The sequence below is a fragment of the Paenibacillus polymyxa genome, from assembly GCF_018614975.1.
In the GTDB taxonomy this organism is placed as follows: domain Bacteria; phylum Bacillota; class Bacilli; order Paenibacillales; family Paenibacillaceae; genus Paenibacillus; species Paenibacillus polymyxa_E.
In genome coordinates this window covers 437,661-459,051 of record NZ_JAGGNR010000014.1, presented here as the reverse complement: position 1 = coordinate 459,051, position 21,391 = coordinate 437,661, and the positions used below count along the sequence as shown (strand labels likewise).

Here is a 21,391-nt window from a genome sequence, read left to right as displayed (position 1 = left end):
TAGGATATTCAACAGGCGTGTCATCATAGATTTCAAAAAGAAGAACATTAAATTCATTACTTTGATCAATCATTTCTCCAACGGTACTGTTAATACCATCTTCATTTTTGTAACTACTACGCAAACTACCACTAGCATTTAATGTTTTTTTAGAGTTGTTATACTCAATTTCAGCATTAAAGCTAACATTCTCTTGATCAATTGTTATCTCATCAAGAAATAGTAACGCATCTGAACTTTGTAATTTGTTTACATGAGACTCACTATTTTTACTACCATATACTTTATCGAACTCTTTTATTGGCATTGAGGTTCCTAAGTACTTCGTGGGGGCATCGTTAGAACCGCTATCAGCATAAACAGGAACATTTAACATCAGAATCAATGCAAAGGACAAAAGAATACTCATGACTTTCTTCATACGTGTAAATCCTCCTCAGAAAAATAGTCTATTTAATTTCAATTCCTTCCCTCTCCTTAATAGGGAAAATCACCCATATTATACATTGTGTGATTGTGTAATTCAACCCAAACAATGGATTTATTTGTAATTAATTTGTATCAAATAGCGAAAAAGAGAATTTATCTCTAATATAAAATTGGAGGGATAGAAACATAATACTGGGTTCAATAAATTACAATATTCTTCTACTAGTGTTCCCGATGGATATGGAATTCGACAAATGCACCATTTCTAGAGCAGATTCTACGTTATTGTGATGGCTTATTAAATACTTGATTGTGCATTGGAAAATAGAATATACTACTTGATCAATTCTCTGATATATGGTGGATGAAATTTTTGATGAGAAAAGGGATATCTCCTTTATTTTAGTTTCAATGAAATGGTACTATTAACCAATGGATGTTTTTTAGTCATCAAGGAGTTGAACAACAATATGGAGTTATTCTGGGCTTTAATCGTACCAATTATTAGTATTATTGTAGTTCTTATCTTTGCGGCAATCATTCGTTATGCCGTAGATTCATCTAAATCATCCCAAAAGCTGGATCTACTCATCAAAGAAGTGCACTATCTGAAAACTGAAATTAAAAAACAACAACACCATAAGCAGCAAGATGACAGCAAGCATATTTTTGACGAGAAAGTATAGGGAACTAATTTTATATCGAGGCGAGAGATACAATAATATGTTCTCGGAAAGGAACAGACCATGATGAAAGCAAATGGGAATGTACAAGCTGTTTTTATAGACAGAGATGGAACTATCGGTGGTACAGGTCATTTTATTCATCCGAGAGATTTCAGATTATACCCCAATGCTCAAGAAGCAATTATGCTTTTGAAACGAGAAGGAATTATGGTACTGGCGTTTACGAATCAATATCGAATCTCACGTGGAGAAGCAAGTGTTCAGGAGTTTGAAGCGCAGTTTCGCGAGTATGGATTCGATCACTCCTATATATGTCCGCATGAGCAAGAATGCAGTTGCCGAAAGCCGAGACCCGGAATGTTACTGCAAGCTTCAGAGGAACACGGCCTGGATTTATCCAAATGCATCGTTATTGGAGATGTAGGAGATACAGACATGCTTGCTGCCCATGCCGTAGGAGCGACCAAGATCATGGTGAGAACAGGGTGGGGGGAATCTTCATTAACTAAATTCAGAGACAAATGGACGGAGACCGAACCTGATTATATCGCAGAGGATATTTGGGATGCCGTACAATGGATCATTCATGGAAAGGAATTCAGAGAATAAAAGACAGGAGGTACACCTGTATGGGCATGTCAGACTATTACATAAACCTCAGGGACAAGATCGGCAACGAGCTTATTTTTATGCCAGGTGTCGCTGGGATTATCCGAAATGAACAAGGTGGAATTCTGTTCGGTCGTAAACATAACGAATCAACCTGGGGGTTAATTGCTGGAGCGATTGAGCTTGGTGAGACACCGGCGCAAGCGATGGTGAGAGAGGCACTGGAAGAGACAGGTCTGGTCGTTGAACCCGAGAAGATTATCGGAGTATACGGAGGTGAAGCAAGACGGTTTACATACAGTAACGGTCATCAGGTCGAATATTTGACTATCGTATTTGAATGCAGGATCAAATCTGGACAACTTACGCCCGATAATGAAGAGATGAAGGATTTGCAGTTTTTCCCGGAGAATCAGCTTCCACCCATGGCAAACCATTATCCAGATTATATTTTTAGCTCCAACCAAGAAGAACGAGCCCATTTTGAAAGATAACCCAACGTGGAACTGGAGTCTAAACTCACCTTATGTTTACCAAATGAATTCAGATCCTAGTTATTATGAGGAGAACCACATGTTAATCAATCCAACGATAAACTATACAAGAAAGGAGAGATATCACAAGTTGGATAACAAAAGTAGTTTGAATCGTCTGAATGCTTGGGCGACCTCCGATGTACTTCATGGCGACTTACTTGCCAGTAAAGAACTTATCTATGACAAGTGTGGATTTGATTGCTCCCAACCACATGAAGAAGCACAAAATGCTGAATATGGGGCATATGTGTTCACCTTAAATTCTCTCTCCATTCGATTCCGCGTCGCCAAAACCACGCCAACCAAGATCGGACAATTTGTTACCCTATGGCAGCGGAGTGAGGATGGAACGACACAGCCATATGATGGATCAGATCCAGCAGATGTGTATGTCATTAGTACGCGCGCAGGCAGCCACTTTGGTCAATTTGTATTTCCAAAGCATGTATTGTTACAGCGAGATATCACATCGGATCAAGGCAAAGGTGGCAAGCGCGCCATACGTGTATATCCGCCTTGGGACAAGCCAACAAGTAAGCAGGCTCTCAAAACGCAGCAATGGCAGCTGGAATACTTCTTGGAAGTACCTTTTACTGAACCATTGAACTGTGATCAAGCCAGGGTACTTTATGGCAACATTCAAAAGTGAAAGAAAAAATCTGATCATAGGTAATAGGATATTGGTGAGGTATGAATATGAGCTGAAATATTGATTTAGATATACTGAAGAGAAAGGTAATTACCTATGGAAAAGACAATGAGTAGAGTAGAAAAACTATTCTGTCAGTTTGATGAATTTGAAAAAAGGGCTAAGACACAGATATCACATCATTTAATTGATGCAGATGTTTAGGTGAGAAAACGTTAGCTTGGATACGTCATTATAAACTGGGACGAGGTTAATGTTTAGTCTTCTGGCCGGCCTTTCCTGGTTTTGAATAGAAACGTACATAACATTTAGGAGGAAAATTCATTGAAAGCCTTATCGATCTTCAGCCTTATTTGGTTCGTGCTCAATTTTTTATTAATAACCTTTTTTTTAGATGGTTCGCAAGAAAGTGCGGAGGCGGCGGCAGGTTTGGGACTTCTGGGTGTACTGTATGGTCTACTTTTCTCAATCCTAGCTTTGATCATATCAAGCAAGAGAAAAAAGACCCCTGTGAATGTTCATGAACAACTGCTACAGTTAGGTGAATTAAAAGAGAAAAATATCATATCAGAATATGAATTCGATCAAAAGAAAGAAAAGTTACTCTCCAGATACAAGTAGTCCAGAGTCTGCTGCGATAAGGTAAAGGTTATTCTATTTTTCTATTCATGCAAAACTGAATTTCTGCAAACAAACAAAAAACAGGGCGTTCCCTTCAACGGGAATCTGTCCTGTTTTGATATAACTATATTTTGTTATATAGATCTCAGTGGTGATGATGTGCGTGGGCATCCGGTGCGTCGCCTTTGACGGTACATAATACCGAGGTGTCATGCAGATGTTTCTCGGACTCCACTTGGAGCGTTACATGTTTGATTTCTTTATGTTCCAGCATATGCTCAATCTTCTGAACCAGGATCTCGGATGCATAGACATCCATCGTTCCATCCACTACGATATGTGCGGTCAGTGCGTTCAGGTTACTGGTAATGGACCAGACATGCACATCGTGTACGCCTTTGACGCCATCGACTTGTTTGATGGTTTGCACCAGCTCACTCACATCGACATTGGCCGGAGTACCTTCCATCAAGATATGCAGAGATGATTTGGTGACATAGAAACCACTTCGTAATACCAACGCAGCGACAATTACACTTGCAAGTGGATCGGCCCAACCCCAGCCAAAGAACATCATGAGCAGTGCCGCCGCAATGGCCCCAACCGATCCCAACATGTCACTGATGACATGGAGATAAGCACCACGCATATTCAGGTTATTCTCCGTATCGCTACCACGCATCATGATCCAGGCCACCAGAATATTGATGAGCAATCCAATGACGCTGATGATTAACATGCCTACGGTTGCCACTTCCGGGGGATTGATAAAACGCCCAATCGCTTCGTAGAAAATGTAGAGCGCGATGGCGATTAACGTAATTCCGTTTAACGTAGCAGCCAAAATCTCAAAGCGTCTGTATCCGTACGTTTTGCCAGTATTCACCGCTTTTTCACCAAACGTGAACGCCAGTAAAGCGATCCCGAGTGCAATGGAGTCAGACAGCATATGGCCTGCATCCGAGATAAGTGCGAGACTGTTGGTGATGAATCCACCAATGGCTTCGACGATCATATAGATGGTAATAATAATGAAGGAAAACAACAGTACTTTCTTGTTATTGGTGGTGTGAGCGTGGTTGTGTCCATGATCGTGCCCATGGTTGGGACTGTGATGATGTCCGGACATATAAATCCTCTCCTCTGGAGCGAGGCTCCGTTATGTAATATGATTTCTAGTGTGACTATAAATGATCTTTAACAATAGTTGATCTCCAACATATGAACATATGAGCGTTCGTTCATATGTTATGGGTTTATTATAGTTGCGTCTCATAATAGTGTCAACCAGATTTAAGAAAATATAAACATGTCCAAGGTGTCTCCATGCATGTGCTGGCGAATGAGATTGCTTTTATGCTACCATCTGTGCAGGATCAAAGTGAGATGTACTCGCTACATAGAAGGGCGGACAACCATATGAAACATCTGCTGCTGGCAGACGATGATGCCAATATTCGAGCACTCCTGCGACATGTCATGACCAAGGAAGGGTATAGGGTCCATGAAGCGCAGGATGGATTGGAGGCGGTCAGACTGATGCAAGAAACACCGATTGATCTGGCGATCCTCGATGTGATGATGCCAGGCATGGACGGACTGGAGTTATGTGATTACATTCGGCAGCATTACGACATTCCAATTATGTTGCTGACGGCACGAGATCAGCTATCCGACAAGAGAGACGGTTATCTGAAAGGAACGGATGAATATGTGACCAAGCCGTTTGAACCGGAAGAATTGGTTTATCGGGTAAAGGCGTTGTTTCGTCGGTACCATCGCACATCCAGCGATATCATCCGCATGAACCGGATTGTCATTGACCGCAACAATGTGGAGGTTACCGACGGGCAATCCATTCTCTTTTTGCCAATGAAAGAATTTGAATTACTCTCACAGCTTGCCCAGTTTCCGGGTCGTTTGTTCTCGCGGGATGAGCTCATTCGGCTCGTATGGGGAGCAGATTACGAAGGAGATGACCGTACCGTTGATGTGCACATCAAGCGGCTGCGTGATCGTTTTGCCGATTATACGGATGATTTTGTCATTCAGACTGTGCGGGGCATTGGTTACAAGATGGAGGTGAAAACACCTTGAGGACCTTGTACGTCCGGGTATTCCTCATTACGATTGCGGTGATTATGGTCAGCGGCATGCTCGGTTTTCTTTTGTCGAACATCTACTATCATACAAAGCTCAAGGAATTTAATGATGAGAAGCTGGTGGGCATCGCGACGCAAATGAAGCAATTTGTGGAACAGCAACCCGGCACGATGGAGCAGTATCTGAACAATGCCGCCGCACTTGGATACGAAATCTATGTGACGGATGGAAAGGGCAACGACCAATTCTACGGCCGCGAATTCCGTGAGAAAGATCTGGGCAAACAAGCTGTAGAACTGGTACTGAATGGTGAGGTATACCATGGCGTCGCTCAGTTTCCAAGCAAACCGTTCATTACCGGGTTCTTCGATAATCAATTAAGCAATACCGTGGGTGTTCATCTACAGCTGGACAATGCAAATTACGCTCTCTTTATGCGTCCGGATGTAATTCTGCAATTCGGTGAGCTGCGTATATTCTTCGCGCTGATTGGAGCATTGACGGTGGGCATTAGTATCCTGCTTTTTCTGATCAGTACCCGCTATCTGGTTAATCCGATTGAACGTCTGTCCGAGGCGACCAAACGGATTGCACAAGGAAAATATAATCTAAAATTGCCTACTGCAAGGCGTGATGAGATTGGACAACTGGCCCAACATTTCATGACCATGAGTCGTGAACTGGAGAGGGTGGATCAGGCACGGCAGCAGTTTGTATCCAACGTATCCCATGAGATTCAATCGCCGCTGACCTCGATTCAGGGGTTTGCCCAATTGGTGGCGGATCGGGATCTGCCTGAACAGGAGCGGGAGCACTATGCATCCATCATTGAGGAGGAGAGCCGTCATCTCTCCTTACTCAGCAAACAATTGCTTCTTCTGTCGTCACTCGAACAAGGCCATGAGGACTTGACCAAAGTAAAGTTCTCTCTGCGGGATCAGTTCCGACAAGCGGTTCAGATGCTGCAATGGCAACTTGAGGAAAAAGAACTGCTGCTTCGGATTTCGGTACCCGAATCCATCCAGCTAGTCGGCAATGAAGTGCTGCTCATGCAGGTGTGGATGAATCTGCTGGGCAATGCCGTGAATCATCTGCCACAGGGAAGAAGCATCGAGATTCATGCCGAGCAGACGGATACCCAATGTATGATTCAGATTCGGGATACAGGGGACGGGATTGCTGCGGAGCATCTGCCATTTCTGTTCGATCGCTTCTATCGGGTGGATCGTGCGCGGGAACGTTCTTTCGGACGAACGGGACTTGGACTTGCCATTGTGCAGAAAATTATCCGAATCCATGACGGTACGATCGAGGTTGCCAGTTCATCTGAGGGTACAGTCTTTACCGTGACACTTCCGCAGATGTAATCTGTTATTCATTTGCCGTTCATTTTCGCCTCCTATACTTGGGTTATCAAGAGGGAGGTCACAGAACATGTACTTGGCTATTCGGGAAATGAGGTATGCCAAAGGGCGGTATGCCTTAATTGCTACAATCATGGTGCTGGTTTCATTTCTGGTACTGTTTGTTACAGGTCTTGCACAGGGGTTGGCGTATGATAACGCAGCTTCGATCAAAAATATGGCAGCAACCCACTTTGTGCTGGAACAGGATTCGAATCATCGGTTTACCCGGTCACAAGCGTATCAGGATCAGCTTAATCAAGCTCGCTCCGTAGTGGGGCAAGAGAACGCTGAGCCACTCGGTGTGAAAATGACAACCGTCAGTCCAATGGGCGACACAAAAAAGATCGATGTCACGTTGTTCATGGTGAATCCGGAAGGCTGGCTTGCTCCAGCGGTTACCGAAGGAACTCCGATTACGGATCAGACTAACGGGCAGGTTGTGGTGGATCATAAGTTAGCTGAATCCGGTGTGACGATTGGCACCGTTCTGGTCGATCAAGCGTCGGGAATGGAGTGGATCGTTGGCGGATTTGTCCAAAATGAGTCTTTCAGTCACTCGCCGGTCGTGTTCCTGAATGAAGAAGAATGGCTTACGCTTCGAAAAGGTTCACGAACTACGCAAGGTTCAGCAGACACTAATGCCAATACTCCGGTGTACAATGCCATTGCGATTAAGGATGCAGGCGAGCAGGTAGACGGCCTGAGTGCTGCAATGCCTAATACGGAAGTCATCACGAAGTCGGATGCCGTATCGGCCATTCCTGGATATAAGGAAGAACAGGGATCGTTGCTCATGATGATCGCATTTCTATATGTCATCTCGGCGTTTGTGCTTGCGGTATTCTTTTATGTTATCACGATTCAGAAAACGAGTCAGTTCGGCATATTAAAAGCCATCGGAACTCGAAATGGTTATCTGGCGGGTAGTGTTTCGTTACAAGTCTTGGTTCTGTCGGTTGGCAGTCTGGTGATTAGCGTACTATTGGTTCGACTGTTCGAGTCCATCTTGCCAGCATCAATGCCATTTCAATTGGGTTTTTCCACCCTCGCACTGACCTGTGTATTATTCATACTCATGTCTGTGGCGGGTTCGTTATTCTCGGTGTGGAAAGTTACCAAAATTGATGCACTTGATGCAATTGGGAGGACAGCAGCATGAGAAACCGATTGGTATTGCAGGGAATTACACAAACCTTTGAAGATGGAGGAAGCAAACGCACGATTCTGGATAAGCTGGATCTTGAGGTTGCAGAAGGGGAACTTGTGGCCGTGATGGGGCCTTCCGGCTCGGGTAAAAGTACATTCCTGTCCATTGCTGGCGCACTTCTTGAACCAACGGAGGGACAGGTTCTGCTGGATGGAGCATCGATTATAGGCAAAAACAAGCAGGACATATCCGATGTGCGGCTACAGCAGCTCGGCTTTATATTTCAAAGTGCCAATCTCATTCCGTATCTGAAAGTAGAAGAACAACTCATGGTCGTTGCAAAGCTCGCCGGAACGGATAAAAACAAAGCGGAGAAACGAGTGGATGCGCTGCTGGATACGGTAGGTTTGACTCATCGGCGGAAGGCGTATACGGAGAAGTTGTCTGGCGGAGAACGTCAGCGGGTCGCCATTGCAAGGGCGTTGATGAACGATCCGGCTGTCCTGCTCGCGGATGAACCAACAGCGAGTCTGGATGCGGAACGTGGGCTGGATATTGTCGGCATGATTGCACGGCTCGTGAAAGAGCAGGGCAAGAGTGCAGTGATGGTTACGCATGATGAGCGGATTTTACCGCTCTGTAGCCGGGTTCTTTTTTTGGAAAACGGGAAACTGGTGCAGCATTAGACGATTAGGTGAGTTTGTCAGGAACGGAACGACCTGATGTGGTTTAGAACAAGAAGGTCATGGACTCCCTAAAGGGGACATTGGCCTTCTTTCTTCATTTTCAACTATAATTGGAAGAGAAGATATAGGTGAGAGATTTTATTTTACATAGAGAGGAACGGATGCGGTTGAGCAGCTTGAATACAGAACAGTTCCCGGCACTGAGTACGTCGATTCATTGGGGGATTATTGAGGCGAAGTTCAGATTAAACGACCTCGTGGATGAAAATCTGGTGAGTAATATTAGCATCATTCCATTTGTCGGGGATCAATGTGTCGTCTTTCAACTGGAAAATGGAGACTGGGAGCTGCCTGGAGGGACGCTTGAAGCAGGTGAGCCGTATATGGACGGACTGAAGCGCGAACTGATGGAGGAACTTGGGGCAGAAATGCGGTCCTATCAGATCTTTGGTCAATTCCACTGTACATCCAGTGCGTTGGAACCGTATCGACCCCATATCCCGCATCCCCATTTCGTACGAATCATCGGATATGGAGATGTTGAACTTGTCGGTGATCCGTTGAATCCGGAGGATGGCGAGCAGGTGGTTGCGGTGGAGATGGTAGAGATTGATGAAGCGATCCGAAGATTCGAGGAACAGAACAGGCATGACATTGCGGAGATGTACAAACTGGCTCATATGCTGCGAGAAGAAACTAAACAGTGTGAGGCAAGAACCAGGTATTCTAATTCCAAAATAGCCTACGGAGGTAATGATGATTCGAGATAAAATTAACGAGCTGCTGGATACTTTACCCGAATTGGAACTGAACCGAGCATATTGGGGGATTGAGCGTATCCATCAGGAATATATGTTCAAGAAGAACTTGCAGGATAAGGGAGTTATCGTGTCCGAACTGTACGAGGAATCCGAAGGGATTGTACAGCAATGGGACAGCGTATTTGCCAATAATATCGATGATGTAGTCAAAGAGTCTATTCATTATAGCCAGTACAAGTGGCATTTGTTCAGTTATGAACAACAGAAATGTCGGAAAAATGATGAAGCACGAGATGCTTTCAATGCCGAGCCGAAAGATGAAGTATATGTGATGTATGAAAGTGGTGGTTGGGTGCTTTTATACGAAAACGCGAAACGGATTATTGCAGCGGATTTTGATTCGGAGCAGGATATCTATATCTTCGACCGAGCGTTTACATGGACGTATGTGCATACGCACGAATCCATGTGTGGCCCTTATTTTTATAAAATAGAACAAGCATGATTCTGAACAAAAAAAGGTAACAACGTATGAAATAAACTTGCCTTGGAGTGATATCTTATGCAGGAACTTTTTAAACGAAGAAGCCTTCCACTTTCTGCTACAAGCCGGCGATACGGAAGAAGCCAAGCATTATTTACAGCAACTACACGCCAAATACGGAGCCGAAAAGCGCTGGACGATATTGGAAAAGAAATATGCAACCGTTTTTGATGAGTACGGAATGTAAGCTTTGATTCAGAAGAGTACAATAAGCGGACTTTAGTACAACTAGAATTGGCCAGTGCAGATTGTAACAATACTTTCAGAGGGGATGCCCACATGGCAAACGATAAAGGAACACTCAGAACATGCGAACAAGGACATTCGTATTATAAAAAAAGTGATTGCCCAACCTGTCCAACGTGCGAAGCTGAACGTAAACCGACAGAGGGATTTCTAGCCTTGTTGTCTGCTCCCGCCAGACGTGCTTTGGAGAATGAAGGCATTACAACACTACTGCAAATTGCGGAGTACACGGAGAAAGAAATCCTGAAGCTGCATGGAATCGGGCCATCTGCTATGCCTAAACTTCGAACTGCATTGGAAGAAGAGGGATTGTCTTTTAAGAAATAACCCTCTTCACGCTGTTCCACTAATCCAAACCAGAAGCTGAAGTAATCTCCTCCATCGTTACCCGATACAATAAGTTACCTTCACACATACCTCGTTTTCTTTCGGGGATCTGATTCATCAGCAGCACATAGACAAGGCCATCACGGCCCCACTGGGTGGAAACGATATCGAAGCCCTTAACATCGTTCGAAATGTCGGCAAAAGGCAAAATTTTTACTTTGGGATTGGACATATCCATAACCTCTTTCTTAGTCGAATGCAGAGTCACCATCTACATCTGTATAAGAGCATTATGACATACGCGTACTTTGCTGAATGGCGGAAGCATAGCGAAGGTCTTTCTTTTGCTTTTACAGTGGATGAGCATGATGTTTGGTAACCTGTGCCTTGACACTCGTAGTACAATAAGGAAGTTGTGTAAAATTCTATATAATAGGAGGGCGGAGAGATTACTATAAGGAGAGTGTGAAACTACATACAACGCACGTGAAGTAAGGGGTAAGAATCACCCGTAGATTCAATTTGCAATAATAAGAGGAAGACTCATCTCAGAAAAACAAAACTGGTTAAGGAAGTGTTACGAAATGGAACCACATATTCAAGAGCAAAAGACAGATTACCGTCCACTAGGCGTCTCGGGATTAGGCGGTTGGTTGATTCTCATCCAGATTGGATTATTTCTTACAGTAATTCTGCTTGCAGTGCAATTATTTCAACAGATAATACCCACATTCACAACGGAGACTTGGGAAATGCTAACTTCCAAACAATCGGACAACTATCACCCGTTATGGGGCCCGGTACTTATTTTTGAGATGGTGTACAATACGCTGTTTTTATTATTCAGTGTCTATACCATTTTTGCGTTTTATAGCAAGAAAGCGATATTGCCTCGCCTGATGATCATCTTCTATGGTCTCAGTCTGATTGTGGGGATTATTGATTACCTGTTATTACTCCAGATTCCTTTGGCAAAAGAATTGGAAGATGGAAGCTCGATCAAAGAAATTGCTAAATCTGTAATCACTTGCGCCATCTGGATTCCTTATTTTATCAAATCCGAGCGAGTTCATAACACATTTGTAAGATAAAAGATAAGCAGGAAATGCCCGATCTTGGATAGAAGCTATCTGAGGTCGGGTTTATTGTATATATGCCGGGCTAGTCATACAGTGTAAAGGTATATTGTTCATTATAGAAGTGAAAAGGAGGAGAGATCTTGAAAATTTATCTGGTAAGGCATGGGATGGATGAGGAAGGGTATCGAGGCGGATGGAGTGATCGTGGACTTACGGAACAGGGAATCAATCAATCCAGGAAACTGGGAGAGCATTTGCATCATCATGCTGAGGAGTATAACATACATACGATTATTAGCAGTGATCTTCCTCGTGCAGTGCAGACGACACGGGAAATTGAGAAACAATTAAACATGCAGGCTAGCTTAATGAAAGATTGGCGGGAGATGAATAACGGAGATTTGGCAGGCATGCTCCATAAGGATGCTGAAGAGTATTACCCAGGAGTTTATTTCAACACCCTTGAGATGGATTCACCTTTTCCGGGAGGAGAAAGTCCAAGGGATTTTTATAACCGTATAAGCATATCTTTCGATAGTCTTTTTAGAGATATAGAGGAACACACAGTCAAGTCCAATGTCCTATTAATTACTCACGGTGGAGTGATTAACATCCTGTATTATCTGCTTGAGAAGAGGGAGTGGAGCAATAAGTCCAGCTTTTATCCCATGGACAACACCAGTGTACATATCGTTGAAAAGGGAAGGCATGGTTGGAAACTTAGCAACGCAAATGTGTTAAGTCATCAAGATTAGTAGTTTTCATGATAGATTAAATAGAAGATGGAGGCGATGACATGAGCGATAAACCAATTGACCTGTTGCAACGTTTGAAATCTTTATCCGGCCCATTTCCAACGTGGGATATAGGGCAGTTGCCGGAGCGGCCAGGGAAGCTATTTTTGGAGTGGTTGAGATTGGCGGTTGAGAACGAAGTGAAAGAACCTCATGCCATGACGATCTCCACCGTGGATCACGATGGTTATCCTGATGCCCGGGTGTTGATTTTGAAAAACGTAATCGACGAAACGTTCTATTTTGCTTCGAGTTCGGAGAGCCGAAAAGGGCAGCAGTTGAAGGAGAACCCTCATGTGGCTCTGACATTCTACTGGCCCTCACTGGGAAGACAGATTCGGATAAAGGGAGTTGCTGAGGATCGGGGAGATCAAGCGGGCGCTGATGATTTTCGCAAACGTTCAGCTGGAGCGAGAGCAGTTGCCATGACAGGGCATCAGAGTGAGGTTTTGGATAGTGAGGAAGTGCTGGATAATGCAATTGAATCTCAGAAAGAAAAGATAAGCCGTGACCCCAGTGTTATTACACCTCATTGGCGTCTATATGCCGTGAATGCACAAGAGGTGGAGTTCTGGCAGGGAGATTCAGAGCGTAAGCATGTGCGAGTCCAATATGTGATGCAAGATGGGCAGTGGAAGACACGCAGGTTGTGGCCTTGATTTGGAGGGCGAATCTATGAAAACAATTGAAAGTTTTTTCGAACCATTTCCGGTATTGGAGACAGAACGGACGATACTCCGGCGGCTTACCTATGATGATCTGGATGATATGTATAGTTATTGTGTTGTACCTGCTGTCTCGGAGTTCACTACCTGGGACGCGCATCAGAGCAAAGAAGACACCAAAGCTTTTTTGGATTTTGTCATGAGTCGCTATGAGACGGATCTAATCGGCCCATTCCTGATCGTTAAGGAAATGGGTTTTATTTTTAGCAAACCAACGTACATAATGTCATATCGTCAACCGTGTGCCATCCGCTATACTCTTCAAGTTATCCAAACGTGGATTGAATGAAGGAACCAGGAGGTACAGCGAATTGACGACCAAAAACAGATATAAATCACTCGAACTGGAAACACCCGGCGTATATGAGCTGGAAGGACTTGAGGTGGGAGTGACATCGAACTGCAATTATAAATGTGACTACTGCTGCGCCTACAATCGGGATGATGGAGCATGCATTGATAGTCAGGAAGTGATCCGTATCATTAGTGAGCTTCCTCGTCTCAAGCGAGTGCGATTGTCAGGGGGAGAAGTTACTCTGAAATACCAGGATTGCCTGGAGATTGTGACGTACTGTGCGGCACATGGTATCGATACACAATTGAACAGTAATGCCAGTCTGCTGACCGAAGAACGGATTCTCGCGTTGCGTGATGCAGGCTTGTCCAACATTCATATTTCTTTCAATTATACGGATGCGGAGTCGTATGCTGCGTATTATCGTGTGCATCCTCGCATGTGTATGAGAGACTGGAGCAGAATATCCGTTTGTGCACGGAAGCCGGTCTGGAGACGGTACTGGAAACGTTACTGTTTGAAGGGAATCAAGCGAACATGCAGGCCATTAGCGATAAGGTATATGATCTGGGTGTGCGCATCCATGAGATCCAGAACAGCATTAAGATGCCGCATACGGACTGGAGCCAGATTGTATCCAAAGAGTCTCTTGTTCGATCTGTAACGGAATTAATTGAGCATAAAAAGCCAGATACAACGCTCTATTTCACCTGTATGGACCGGTTCGTTGAACAGTTGAATTTGCGGGAGCAACCTGGCGTGTATTTCTCAAATTGCGTGGATGGCACGAAACAACTTCACTTGCACGGCAACGGGGATATTCTCATCTGTGAGTTATGCCATCCTGTTGTGATTGGCAACATCTATAACGGAACGTCGTTGAAGGATATCTATACCCAGCAGCCGTCGGCGTTAACGGAATTTCTTGAGAAGCGGCCTTGTCCCGCGTACGATGCATTATTTCCAGATGCATAACAAGGAAGCTCTGATGAAGATATCTGTATTAAATAAAAATATGCACTACGATAGAAGTGACCTTCAGGGTTCTATAGATTAAAAATCAAGGTCATCTGATTTCCTTAATAGGAAATTGGATGACCTTTTTTGATATGGTTTCAGATTCATTTAAGCTACCCGGTCTAATATGGCCTTAAGACTTAGATGAAGAGGTGAGCTTCACATGATAAGGATCGATGAGAAACCAACCCGGAAAGAACCACATAAAAGACCGATCTCCCCAAGAAAGCGCAGATGGCTCATCATCACACTTGTCATCGTGCTTGCGGTAGGTGGAATCCTGTACAGCCTGGCTGACCGTTATCTGATCCGGCATGTGCAGGTGGTTGTGGCGGATGAAAACACAGCAACGGTAACAACGGGCAACACCAATGATTCCAGCAGCACTTCGACAATCCCGACGGAAGTGAACGCAACGTCAGATGATTGGAATTATTCGAGTGATGATATGAAGGTCAATATTGAAAAGGTACAGACGGGTTCTGGCTCGGATCAGATTACGTATTATGTCGCTGATGTTCAGCTGACGGATGCAAGCAGCCTGCGAACCGCTCTGGCGGATAATAGTTTTGGAACGAACATTACCGAAAATACGTCAGAGATTGCCGCTGCCAATAATGCGATCTTTGCCATTAACGGTGACTACTATGGATTCCGTGATGATGGTGTCATTATTCGGAATGGAACATTGTACCGGGACAGCCCGACACGGGATGCACTTGCCCTGTTCAACGACGGAACGATGAAAACATATAACGAGAACGAGATTTCTTCCTCGGAACTGCTGGCTGAAGGTGCAACCAATACGTTATCCTTTGGACCCATTCTGATTCAGGATGGCGAGATCGTCAGTGATTTTAGCAGTGTGAAAATTGATAATAACTTCGGTAACCGCTCCATCCAGGATGCGAATCCTAGAACAGCGATCGGTATGATTGCTCCGAATCATTACGTCTTCGTGGTGGTGGATGGACGTCAGGACAACAGCCGTGGCATGACCCTGGCAGAACTGGCCGATGTCTTGAAAGGCCTCGGAGCAACCGAAGCCTACAATCTGGACGGCGGCGGTTCATCCACGATGTATTTTATGGGCAGAGTTGTCAATAATCCGCTGGGGCGTAACCAGGAACGTGGCGTAAGTGACATTCTATATCTGATGGAGGGACAAGGATCATGACAATATTAATTCCATCATATGAACCCGATGTGCGTTTACTGAATCTTGTTATGCAGTTACAGACATTTAAGCTTGGACCTATTGTGATTGTGGATGATGGCAGTGGGCCGGGTTACCGTGGGATTTTTGAAACGGCAGAAGCCTATGGCTGTACGGTCCTGACACATCCCGTTAATCTGGGTAAGGGCAGGGCGTTGAAAACGGGCTTTCAGTATATTAAGGAGTTTGGGCCACAGGGAGGTGTGGTGTGCGCAGACAGTGACGGACAGCATCTGCCACATGATATTAAGCGTGTCTTTGAAGTATTGCTCGCACAAACGACACCGGGAATTGTACTCGGCAGCCGTCGCTTCAGTGGTAAAATTCCAGCACGTAGCCGTTTCGGCAACACCGTCACACGGGTGGTCTTTTCCCTCACGACAGGTACCAAAGTATATGACACGCAGACGGGTCTGCGCGGTTTTCCATACTCCATGCTGGACTGGCTGAACCAGATTCCGGGCGATCGGTTTGAATACGAGATGAACTTGCTGTTAACGGCACACAAGGAAGGGTATGAAATTAAGGAGGAATTTATCGATACGGTGTATCTGGATCACAATGAATCCTCCCATTTTCGCCCGCTAATTGATTCATTCCGGATCTATATGCCCATCCTGATGTTCAGCACATCTTCGGTGCTGTCGGCACTGATTGATTTTGGATTACTGTTCATCATCCAGTATTTTACCCATAATCTGTTTCTGTCGGTTGTCGCAGCAAGGCTGTGCAGCTCCATCTTCAATTATACGATGAACCGGAAGTATGTATTTTCAGCCGGGAAAACGTCCAAGGTGCGCCAGTCATTACCGAAATACTTTTCACTGGTCATTCTGGTACTGTTATTAAATTACGGACTGCTGTACTTTTATAACGAAACACTAATTATCCCGCTGATCGCGGCCAAACTATTGACGGAGGTGTCCATCTTTTTGTTCAGCTATTGGGCACAGCGCAGATTTGTATATTAACACAGAGAGAGTGGGCGTATAGCCTGCTCTCTCTTTTGCAATCAAAACCGTTTCAAAAAGAATATCCTGCGCTTCTTGGTTAACCAAAAAAGGTCGAGAACAGGGGGAAGCATACCCTTGTTCTCGACCTTTTAAACTCATAGGAGGACGAGCGCTACATCAGCTTCTTAATCTCATCCTTCAGGATTTCGGACTGGGTTCCGAAGATGACTTGCACAGCTCCGCCACCGAGCCTCATGACGCCGGAAGCGCCAAGCTGTTTGAGCGCCTGATCGTTGACGGCTTTATCGTCCCTAACAACTAGCCGGAGGCGAGTGATACAGGCGTCGATGCTCTCGATATTATCTGTTCCCCCGATCTCGGCGAGCACTTTGCCAGCCTTGGTGTCGGCAGACGCTGCCACGGCGGAAGTATCCGTGGGGGCAGGGGCATCATCAACGTCATCCTCGCGCCCCGGCGTTTTCAGGTTGAACTTGACAATCATGAACCGGAACAGGAAATAATAGACGACCGCAAATGCGAGTCCAACCGGGATCATGAGCAGCGGATTGGTCGACAGCTTCATGTTCACGAGGTAATCGATCAGACCTGCAGAGAAGGCAAAGCCCAGCTTAACATTCAGCAGGTACATGATCAGGGCCGCTGCACCGGTAAGAATAGCATGCACCACATACAGTAGAGGCGCCGCGAACATGAAGGAGAACTCAAGCGGCTCGGTAATCCCCGTTAAGAACGAAGCCACCGCTGCGCCGATAAAGATCGAAGCCACCATTTTTCGCTTTTCAGGACGGGCTGTATGAATCAAGGCTAGCGCCGCCGCCGGAAGAGCGAACATCATAATCGGGAAGAAGCCAGACATGAACATGCCTGCCGTAGGGTCTCCGTTGAAGAAACGGGTCAAGTCGCCGTGCACGACTTCCCCGGCTGCATTGGTATAATCTCCGATCTGGAACCAGGCGATGGAGTTAAGGACATGATGCAGACCGAGCGGGATGAGCAGGCGGTTGGCGATCATAAACACCATGGAGCCAACACCGCCAAAGCCTACAATCCAGGCGCCGAAAGCACCGATGGCTTCCTGGATCGGGCTCCAGACCATGCCGAACAGGATGGCCAACACCAGCATGGAGCCGGCGGTGACCATCGGCACAAAGCGTTTGCCGGAGAAGAAGCCGAGCCAGTCAGGAAGCTTGATATTGTGGAATTTTTTATACATATAGGCTGCAAGCAGTCCGGCAAATATCCCGCCTAATACACCCATATCCAGCTTGACATCGTCAGGAATATAGCCGAATACACCTGGAACGGCTCCCAGAATGCGCGTCAGCACCATATAAGCGATCAGGGCGGAGAGCGCGGCGACCGCATCCCCCGCCAGTCCGATTGCCACCCCGATGGCGAAGATGAGCGCAAGGTTGCCGAAGATTGCCCCTGCTCCCTCATTCAGGAATGGAACTACATACTGATTAAGAAATCCCCCGATCACGGGACCGAGCGGAATGTCCTTTTCATAATTAAGAAGACCAAGGCCTTGAAGGATACCTGCCGCAGGCAGGGTTGCCACAGGAAGCATCAGAGATCTTCCCAGCTTTTGCAGTGCTTTCAGCATATTATTCTTCCTTTCTATTCTTGTTTTAGGTTATTTGGACAGGCTGGCTTTCATGATCGTTCCCACGCCTGCTTCTACGCTGCCATACTCCGGGTACAACTCCCATGGCTGTTCTGCCGCATTCGCAACGATGACAGGGGTGATGACCGGATAACCGGCCGAAGTGATCGCATTCAGGTCAAATTCAATCAGGGTCTGACCGATAGTGACCTGATCGCCGATCTGCACTTGGGGTGTGAAGCCCTGTCCTTTCAGGCTGACAGTATTCATACCGATATGCAGCAGCAGCTGCAGCCCGGAAGCATGCTCAATCATTACAGCATGGTGCGATTTGATCAGGTGCACCACAGTGCCGTCGATAGGGGCGACCAGCCTGTCCTCCTGGGGAATTATTGCAACTCCCGGTCCCATAAGTCCTTGCGCGAACGCTTCGTCAGGCACTTCTTCCAAACTGACGCAGGTTCCGGTGAGCGGGGAGGCGACGGATATTGTTTCAGATGTTTTGGCAGATTTGTTGTTTTTCCATTTCCAGATCATTGTGTGTTGTCCTTTCTGTTGTTGGTTTGGGCATGGGTTTGAAAGAGTCGGTATAGATGCATAGCGAGAAAAGCTGTTTCTTCCTCGGGTACCTCTGTACCCAAATCCTCAGCCATTACAGCGCTCAGTTTTCTGGCCAGCTGGTATTCGGACGGATATTCATTTTTCACATATTGTGCGAAGGTGGGGGCCTTCATCGGCTGCTGATACAGGCGTTCCATGGAGAAGCGCAGATGTATCATAAGTCTTGCCTGGCTAATGCTGCTCTGCTCAAAGCGAACGCCACCCTCCTCTTCAATAATGGACTGAAGCTTGCTAATCACATTGGATACCTTAACCAGCTGTCCGACAGGGACGTGATTTACGGAGGAGTACACATGGTATGTCAGGAACCCGGCCTCATCCTCCGGTACCACTACGCCAAAGGCCTCTCCGATCATAGCCGCTGCTTCCGAGGCGATTTCGAATTCTTTCGGAAAACTGAGCTTTGTCTCCGTAAGGAAAGGATTCAGAATTTCCATCCCGTTGCGGATACGATATAAGGTGAACTGAATATGACTCGGAAGAGCAAGGTAGATCTTGTCATTCAGCTTGCCGGGAAACTCATCAGCGATGAGACGGATAATCCGGTCAGAGATGTCGATGACATGGGGGTCCAAGTCCTTCATCAGCTCCTGCGCCTGTCCCCACTCCTCCCGGTCTTCCAGCCGGAACCTTTTCTCAATCCGTGGATCATCGGCCTGCACGGTGCTTTCCACCTTGAACGCAAATCCTAATCCTTTGCCGATTAATACGTACTCTTTGGTATTTTGGTGCGACCGGGCCAGAACAATATTGCTGCCGACGACCCGCTCCACCTGCAGCATCATTTCTTTACTCACGGTTCACCGCCTCCTCGTTTCTAAAGTTAACGCTTTCAGGCCCCCGGAACGCAAAGAGAGCCAAGAAGCGAATATAGTCTCATGTTCGCTTCTTGGCTCATGCCCTCTGGGGTGGTAACACGCCAATTCATTTTATGTTTTTATGCAGAACGTTCTTCCTACATAATATAGAAGCTGATCTGCCGCCGTCAACCATAATTTTGTCATCCGTCTGATCGTCGTTTAATATAGGGAATGAAAAGGTACCTAAACGTAGATGGAGCCAAATCTAACATAAATAGGAGGATGATTATGTATCTTCGAAGTGTGGAACTCATGTCGTCCAAGATTGAGAATCAGGACCAATATCCTTTTGACATCCCCGCAATACGGTCCTTGGAACGGTTGGAAATCACGAATAACGTTACTTTTTTTGTAGGTGAAAATGGTTCAGGGAAATCTACGCTGCTGGAAGGTATCGCTTATCAGTGTGGATTCAATACTGCAGGGGGCGGCAGGAATAATACCTACGAGACACATGCTTCGGAATCCTCGCTCGGGAATTATCTCAGGCTGGCCTGGTTGCCCAAAATAACGAATGGTTTCTTCATGCGCTCTGAATCGTTCTATCAATTCGCATCACATGTGGATGAGATGCCGGCATCGCTTCAATATTATGGCGGGCGTTCATTGCATGAACAATCGCATGGAGAGTCTTTTCTCAGTCTGTTCGTCAATCGGTTCAGTTCCAAAGGCATTTATCTACTCGACGAGCCCGAAGCCGCTTTATCTCCAGCTAGGCAGCTTTCCTTATTGCGGATTCTGCATGATCTATCAGGCACTTCGCAATTCATTATTGCGACGCACTCACCTATTCTGCTCGGGTATCCGGGGGCGGAGATTTTAAGTTTTGACGATAGCCATATTCAAGAGGTAGTCTATGAGGATACCGATCACTATCAGATTACCCGTAGCTTTCTGGAGAACCGTGACCGGATGCTGAATGAATTATTTAAGGATTAAGTTTAAGTTCTCCGTGTAAACAAGGGAGGATTGCAAGAGAGTATTGTGCGGAAAAAGATGGACCAGACTTCGATAGATCATGCTTGCGAGTACATTAATCATGTGGCTAATGTGCTGCGCTCGAACGATCATACGGTGGTTCATGTACAAGATGTGGAGGGCATGGAAGAATCAGCGCCAGATGAGTATCGCATTATTCCGGAGATCGATGTGAATGAGAAGGATCTCACGGTTACCAAGGAAGCTTCCAATGCCTTCTGGCAAACTGATCTGGAGCAGGTGTTGAAGAGTCATGGAATTGAACTATTGATTATCGCCGGTTTTGCCGCAGAGGAATGTGTTCTATTCACCTACAACGGAGCAATGGAGCGAGATTTCCGTCCGGTGATGTTGCAAAATGGAATTCTTAGCACACATCACGAAGCGGTGATTTCAACGTACAGAGATCGCAATGTGATCTCATATCCTGTGGTTGATTATCTAATCCATTAAGTGTCGGTTATATCCTAAATGGA

26 protein-coding genes and 1 pseudogene are annotated in these 21,391 nt (G+C 45.7%); 21 read left to right on the top strand and 6 right to left on the bottom strand.

Annotated elements, in window-relative coordinates:
- The coding region (locus tag J7E78_RS15370) for a hypothetical protein (RefSeq protein WP_215077096.1) at positions 1–421 on the bottom strand (421 nt) is incomplete at its 3' end.
- 478 nt (positions 422–899) lie between these two features.
- Here J7E78_RS15370 and J7E78_RS15365 point away from each other — a divergent pair.
- The 5 genes from J7E78_RS15365 (at position 900) to J7E78_RS15345 (ending at position 3,530) form a co-directional block, all read left to right on the top strand.
- Positions 900–1,115 (top strand): hypothetical protein, encoded by a 216-nt coding sequence (locus J7E78_RS15365; RefSeq protein WP_215077095.1) that lies wholly within the window; start codon positions 900–902, stop codon positions 1,113–1,115.
- Positions 1,116–1,175: 60 nt separating this feature from the next.
- Entirely contained in the window at positions 1,176–1,724 is a 549-nt protein-coding gene (locus J7E78_RS15360) for an HAD-IIIA family hydrolase (protein ID WP_215077094.1), read from the top strand.
- A 20-nt stretch (positions 1,725–1,744) separates the two neighbouring features.
- Positions 1,745–2,218 carry an NUDIX domain-containing protein gene (locus J7E78_RS15355; RefSeq protein WP_215077093.1) on the top strand — a complete coding sequence of 158 codons (474 nt, stop codon included), beginning with the start codon at positions 1,745–1,747 and terminating at the stop codon, positions 2,216–2,218.
- A 130-nt stretch (positions 2,219–2,348) separates the two neighbouring features.
- A complete protein-coding gene (locus J7E78_RS15350) occupies positions 2,349–2,909 on the top strand; it encodes a MepB family protein (protein WP_215077092.1) in 561 nt (186 codons plus the stop codon).
- A gap of 324 nt (positions 2,910–3,233) precedes the next feature.
- Positions 3,234–3,530 (top strand): SHOCT domain-containing protein, encoded by a 297-nt coding sequence (locus J7E78_RS15345; protein WP_215077091.1) that lies wholly within the window; start codon positions 3,234–3,236, stop codon positions 3,528–3,530.
- 145 nt (positions 3,531–3,675) lie between these two features.
- Here J7E78_RS15345 and J7E78_RS15340 read toward each other — a convergent pair whose 3' ends face one another.
- On the bottom strand, positions 3,676–4,659 hold the full coding sequence (locus J7E78_RS15340; RefSeq protein ID WP_215077090.1) for a cation diffusion facilitator family transporter: 984 nt from the start codon (positions 4,657–4,659) through the stop codon (positions 3,676–3,678).
- Positions 4,660–4,949: 290 nt separating this feature from the next.
- On the opposite strand from J7E78_RS15340, the gene J7E78_RS15335 reads away from it, so the two are divergent.
- The 7 genes from J7E78_RS15335 (at position 4,950) to J7E78_RS15305 (ending at position 10,750) form a co-directional block, all read left to right on the top strand.
- The gene (locus J7E78_RS15335; RefSeq protein WP_215077089.1) at positions 4,950–5,627 is read left to right on the top strand and encodes a response regulator transcription factor; all 678 of its coding nucleotides are present in this window, start codon (positions 4,950–4,952) and stop codon (positions 5,625–5,627) included.
- On the top strand, positions 5,624–7,000 hold the full coding sequence (locus J7E78_RS15330) for a sensor histidine kinase (protein WP_215077088.1): 1,377 nt from the start codon (positions 5,624–5,626) through the stop codon (positions 6,998–7,000). Before J7E78_RS15335 ends, J7E78_RS15330 begins: the two co-directional genes overlap by 4 nt.
- Positions 7,001–7,067: 67 nt before the next feature.
- Positions 7,068–8,198 carry an ABC transporter permease gene (locus J7E78_RS15325; RefSeq protein WP_215077087.1) on the top strand — a complete coding sequence of 377 codons (1,131 nt, stop codon included), beginning with the start codon at positions 7,068–7,070 and terminating at the stop codon, positions 8,196–8,198.
- Positions 8,195–8,872 carry an ABC transporter ATP-binding protein gene (locus J7E78_RS15320; protein ID WP_215077086.1) on the top strand — a complete coding sequence of 226 codons (678 nt, stop codon included), beginning with the start codon at positions 8,195–8,197 and terminating at the stop codon, positions 8,870–8,872. The genes J7E78_RS15325 and J7E78_RS15320 overlap by 4 nt, the downstream gene beginning before the upstream one ends.
- 128 nt (positions 8,873–9,000) lie before the next feature.
- On the top strand, positions 9,001–9,642 hold the full coding sequence (locus tag J7E78_RS15315) for an NUDIX hydrolase (protein ID WP_311517446.1): 642 nt from the start codon (positions 9,001–9,003) through the stop codon (positions 9,640–9,642).
- On the top strand, positions 9,626–10,138 hold the full coding sequence (locus J7E78_RS15310) for a DUF4275 family protein (protein ID WP_251035036.1): 513 nt from the start codon (positions 9,626–9,628) through the stop codon (positions 10,136–10,138). The genes J7E78_RS15315 and J7E78_RS15310 overlap by 17 nt, the downstream gene beginning before the upstream one ends.
- Before the next feature lie 318 nt (positions 10,139–10,456).
- On the top strand, positions 10,457–10,750 hold the full coding sequence (locus tag J7E78_RS15305) for an RNA polymerase alpha subunit C-terminal domain-containing protein (RefSeq protein ID WP_215077085.1): 294 nt from the start codon (positions 10,457–10,459) through the stop codon (positions 10,748–10,750).
- A 19-nt stretch (positions 10,751–10,769) separates the two neighbouring features.
- Here J7E78_RS15305 and J7E78_RS15300 read toward each other — a convergent pair whose 3' ends face one another.
- Positions 10,770–10,982, bottom strand: a complete 213-nt coding sequence (locus J7E78_RS15300) for a hypothetical protein (protein WP_215077084.1) — start codon at positions 10,980–10,982, stop codon at positions 10,770–10,772.
- A gap of 352 nt (positions 10,983–11,334) precedes the next feature.
- Here J7E78_RS15300 and J7E78_RS15295 point away from each other — a divergent pair, with 352 nt between their 5' ends.
- The 7 genes and pseudogenes from J7E78_RS15295 to J7E78_RS15265 all read left to right on the top strand — a co-directional run bounded on the left by J7E78_RS15295 (position 11,335) and on the right by J7E78_RS15265 (position 16,847).
- Positions 11,335–11,841: a DUF2569 domain-containing protein gene (locus tag J7E78_RS15295; RefSeq protein ID WP_215077083.1), complete on the top strand. Its 507-nt coding sequence runs from the start codon at positions 11,335–11,337 to the stop codon at positions 11,839–11,841.
- Positions 11,842–11,969: 128 nt separating this feature from the next.
- Positions 11,970–12,584: a histidine phosphatase family protein gene (locus tag J7E78_RS15290; protein WP_215077082.1), complete on the top strand. Its 615-nt coding sequence runs from the start codon at positions 11,970–11,972 to the stop codon at positions 12,582–12,584.
- A 41-nt stretch (positions 12,585–12,625) separates the two neighbouring features.
- On the top strand, positions 12,626–13,282 hold the full coding sequence (locus tag J7E78_RS15285) for a pyridoxine/pyridoxamine 5'-phosphate oxidase (RefSeq protein WP_215077081.1): 657 nt from the start codon (positions 12,626–12,628) through the stop codon (positions 13,280–13,282).
- Positions 13,283–13,298: 16 nt separating this feature from the next.
- The gene (locus J7E78_RS15280) at positions 13,299–13,637 is read left to right on the top strand and encodes a GNAT family N-acetyltransferase (protein ID WP_215077080.1); all 339 of its coding nucleotides are present in this window, start codon (positions 13,299–13,301) and stop codon (positions 13,635–13,637) included.
- 22 nt (positions 13,638–13,659) lie between these two features.
- Positions 13,660–14,618 (top strand): annotated as a pseudogene (locus tag J7E78_RS15275) (radical SAM protein).
- A 205-nt stretch (positions 14,619–14,823) separates the two neighbouring features.
- Positions 14,824–15,837 (top strand): phosphodiester glycosidase family protein, encoded by a 1,014-nt coding sequence (locus tag J7E78_RS15270; protein WP_215077079.1) that lies wholly within the window; start codon positions 14,824–14,826, stop codon positions 15,835–15,837.
- On the top strand, positions 15,834–16,847 hold the full coding sequence (locus J7E78_RS15265) for a bifunctional glycosyltransferase family 2/GtrA family protein (protein WP_215077078.1): 1,014 nt from the start codon (positions 15,834–15,836) through the stop codon (positions 16,845–16,847). Before J7E78_RS15270 ends, J7E78_RS15265 begins: the two co-directional genes overlap by 4 nt.
- 154 nt (positions 16,848–17,001) lie before the next feature.
- On the opposite strand, the gene J7E78_RS15260 is transcribed toward J7E78_RS15265, so the two are convergent.
- The 3 genes from J7E78_RS15260 to J7E78_RS15250 are packed head-to-tail and all read right to left on the bottom strand — an operon-like array spanning position 17,002 to position 19,874.
- The gene (locus J7E78_RS15260) at positions 17,002–18,456 is read right to left on the bottom strand and encodes a PTS transporter subunit EIIC (RefSeq protein ID WP_215077077.1); all 1,455 of its coding nucleotides are present in this window, start codon (positions 18,454–18,456) and stop codon (positions 17,002–17,004) included.
- A 30-nt stretch (positions 18,457–18,486) separates the two neighbouring features.
- Positions 18,487–18,993, bottom strand: a complete 507-nt coding sequence (locus tag J7E78_RS15255) for a PTS sugar transporter subunit IIA (RefSeq protein WP_215077076.1) — start codon at positions 18,991–18,993, stop codon at positions 18,487–18,489.
- The gene (locus J7E78_RS15250; RefSeq protein WP_311517442.1) at positions 18,990–19,874 is read right to left on the bottom strand and encodes a PRD domain-containing protein; all 885 of its coding nucleotides are present in this window, start codon (positions 19,872–19,874) and stop codon (positions 18,990–18,992) included. Before J7E78_RS15250 ends, J7E78_RS15255 begins: the two co-directional genes overlap by 4 nt.
- A 291-nt stretch (positions 19,875–20,165) precedes the next feature.
- Here J7E78_RS15250 and J7E78_RS15245 point away from each other — a divergent pair, with 291 nt between their 5' ends.
- A complete protein-coding gene (locus J7E78_RS15245; RefSeq protein ID WP_215077075.1) occupies positions 20,166–20,876 on the top strand; it encodes an AAA family ATPase in 711 nt (236 codons plus the stop codon).
- A gap of 30 nt (positions 20,877–20,906) precedes the next feature.
- Positions 20,907–21,368, top strand: coding sequence for a cysteine hydrolase family protein (locus tag J7E78_RS15240; RefSeq protein WP_251035035.1), 462 nt, complete (start codon positions 20,907–20,909; stop codon positions 21,366–21,368).
- Positions 21,369–21,391: the final 23 nt, after the last annotated feature.

Coding starts and splice junctions, on each gene's coding strand:
- J7E78_RS15365 (WP_215077095.1), top strand. CDS start 900: ATGGAGTTATTCTGGGCTTTAATCGTACCAATTATTAGTATTATTGTA.
- J7E78_RS15360 (WP_215077094.1), top strand. CDS start 1,176: ATGATGAAAGCAAATGGGAATGTACAAGCTGTTTTTATAGACAGAGAT.
- J7E78_RS15355 (WP_215077093.1), top strand. CDS start 1,745: ATGGGCATGTCAGACTATTACATAAACCTCAGGGACAAGATCGGCAAC.
- J7E78_RS15340 (WP_215077090.1), bottom strand. CDS start 4,659: ATGTCCGGACATCATCACAGTCCCAACCATGGGCACGATCATGGACAC.
- J7E78_RS15335 (WP_215077089.1), top strand. CDS start 4,950: ATGAAACATCTGCTGCTGGCAGACGATGATGCCAATATTCGAGCACTC.
- J7E78_RS15325 (WP_215077087.1), top strand. CDS start 7,068: ATGTACTTGGCTATTCGGGAAATGAGGTATGCCAAAGGGCGGTATGCC.
- J7E78_RS15320 (WP_215077086.1), top strand. CDS start 8,195: ATGAGAAACCGATTGGTATTGCAGGGAATTACACAAACCTTTGAAGAT.
- J7E78_RS15310 (WP_251035036.1), top strand. CDS start 9,626: ATGATGATTCGAGATAAAATTAACGAGCTGCTGGATACTTTACCCGAA.
- J7E78_RS15305 (WP_215077085.1), top strand. CDS start 10,457: ATGGCAAACGATAAAGGAACACTCAGAACATGCGAACAAGGACATTCG.
- J7E78_RS15300 (WP_215077084.1), bottom strand. CDS start 10,982: ATGTCCAATCCCAAAGTAAAAATTTTGCCTTTTGCCGACATTTCGAAC.
- J7E78_RS15295 (WP_215077083.1), top strand. CDS start 11,335: ATGGAACCACATATTCAAGAGCAAAAGACAGATTACCGTCCACTAGGC.
- J7E78_RS15285 (WP_215077081.1), top strand. CDS start 12,626: ATGAGCGATAAACCAATTGACCTGTTGCAACGTTTGAAATCTTTATCC.
- J7E78_RS15280 (WP_215077080.1), top strand. CDS start 13,299: ATGAAAACAATTGAAAGTTTTTTCGAACCATTTCCGGTATTGGAGACA.
- J7E78_RS15270 (WP_215077079.1), top strand. CDS start 14,824: ATGATAAGGATCGATGAGAAACCAACCCGGAAAGAACCACATAAAAGA.
- J7E78_RS15265 (WP_215077078.1), top strand. CDS start 15,834: ATGACAATATTAATTCCATCATATGAACCCGATGTGCGTTTACTGAAT.
- J7E78_RS15260 (WP_215077077.1), bottom strand. CDS start 18,456: ATGCTGAAAGCACTGCAAAAGCTGGGAAGATCTCTGATGCTTCCTGTG.
- J7E78_RS15255 (WP_215077076.1), bottom strand. CDS start 18,993: ATGATCTGGAAATGGAAAAACAACAAATCTGCCAAAACATCTGAAACA.
- J7E78_RS15245 (WP_215077075.1), top strand. CDS start 20,166: ATGTATCTTCGAAGTGTGGAACTCATGTCGTCCAAGATTGAGAATCAG.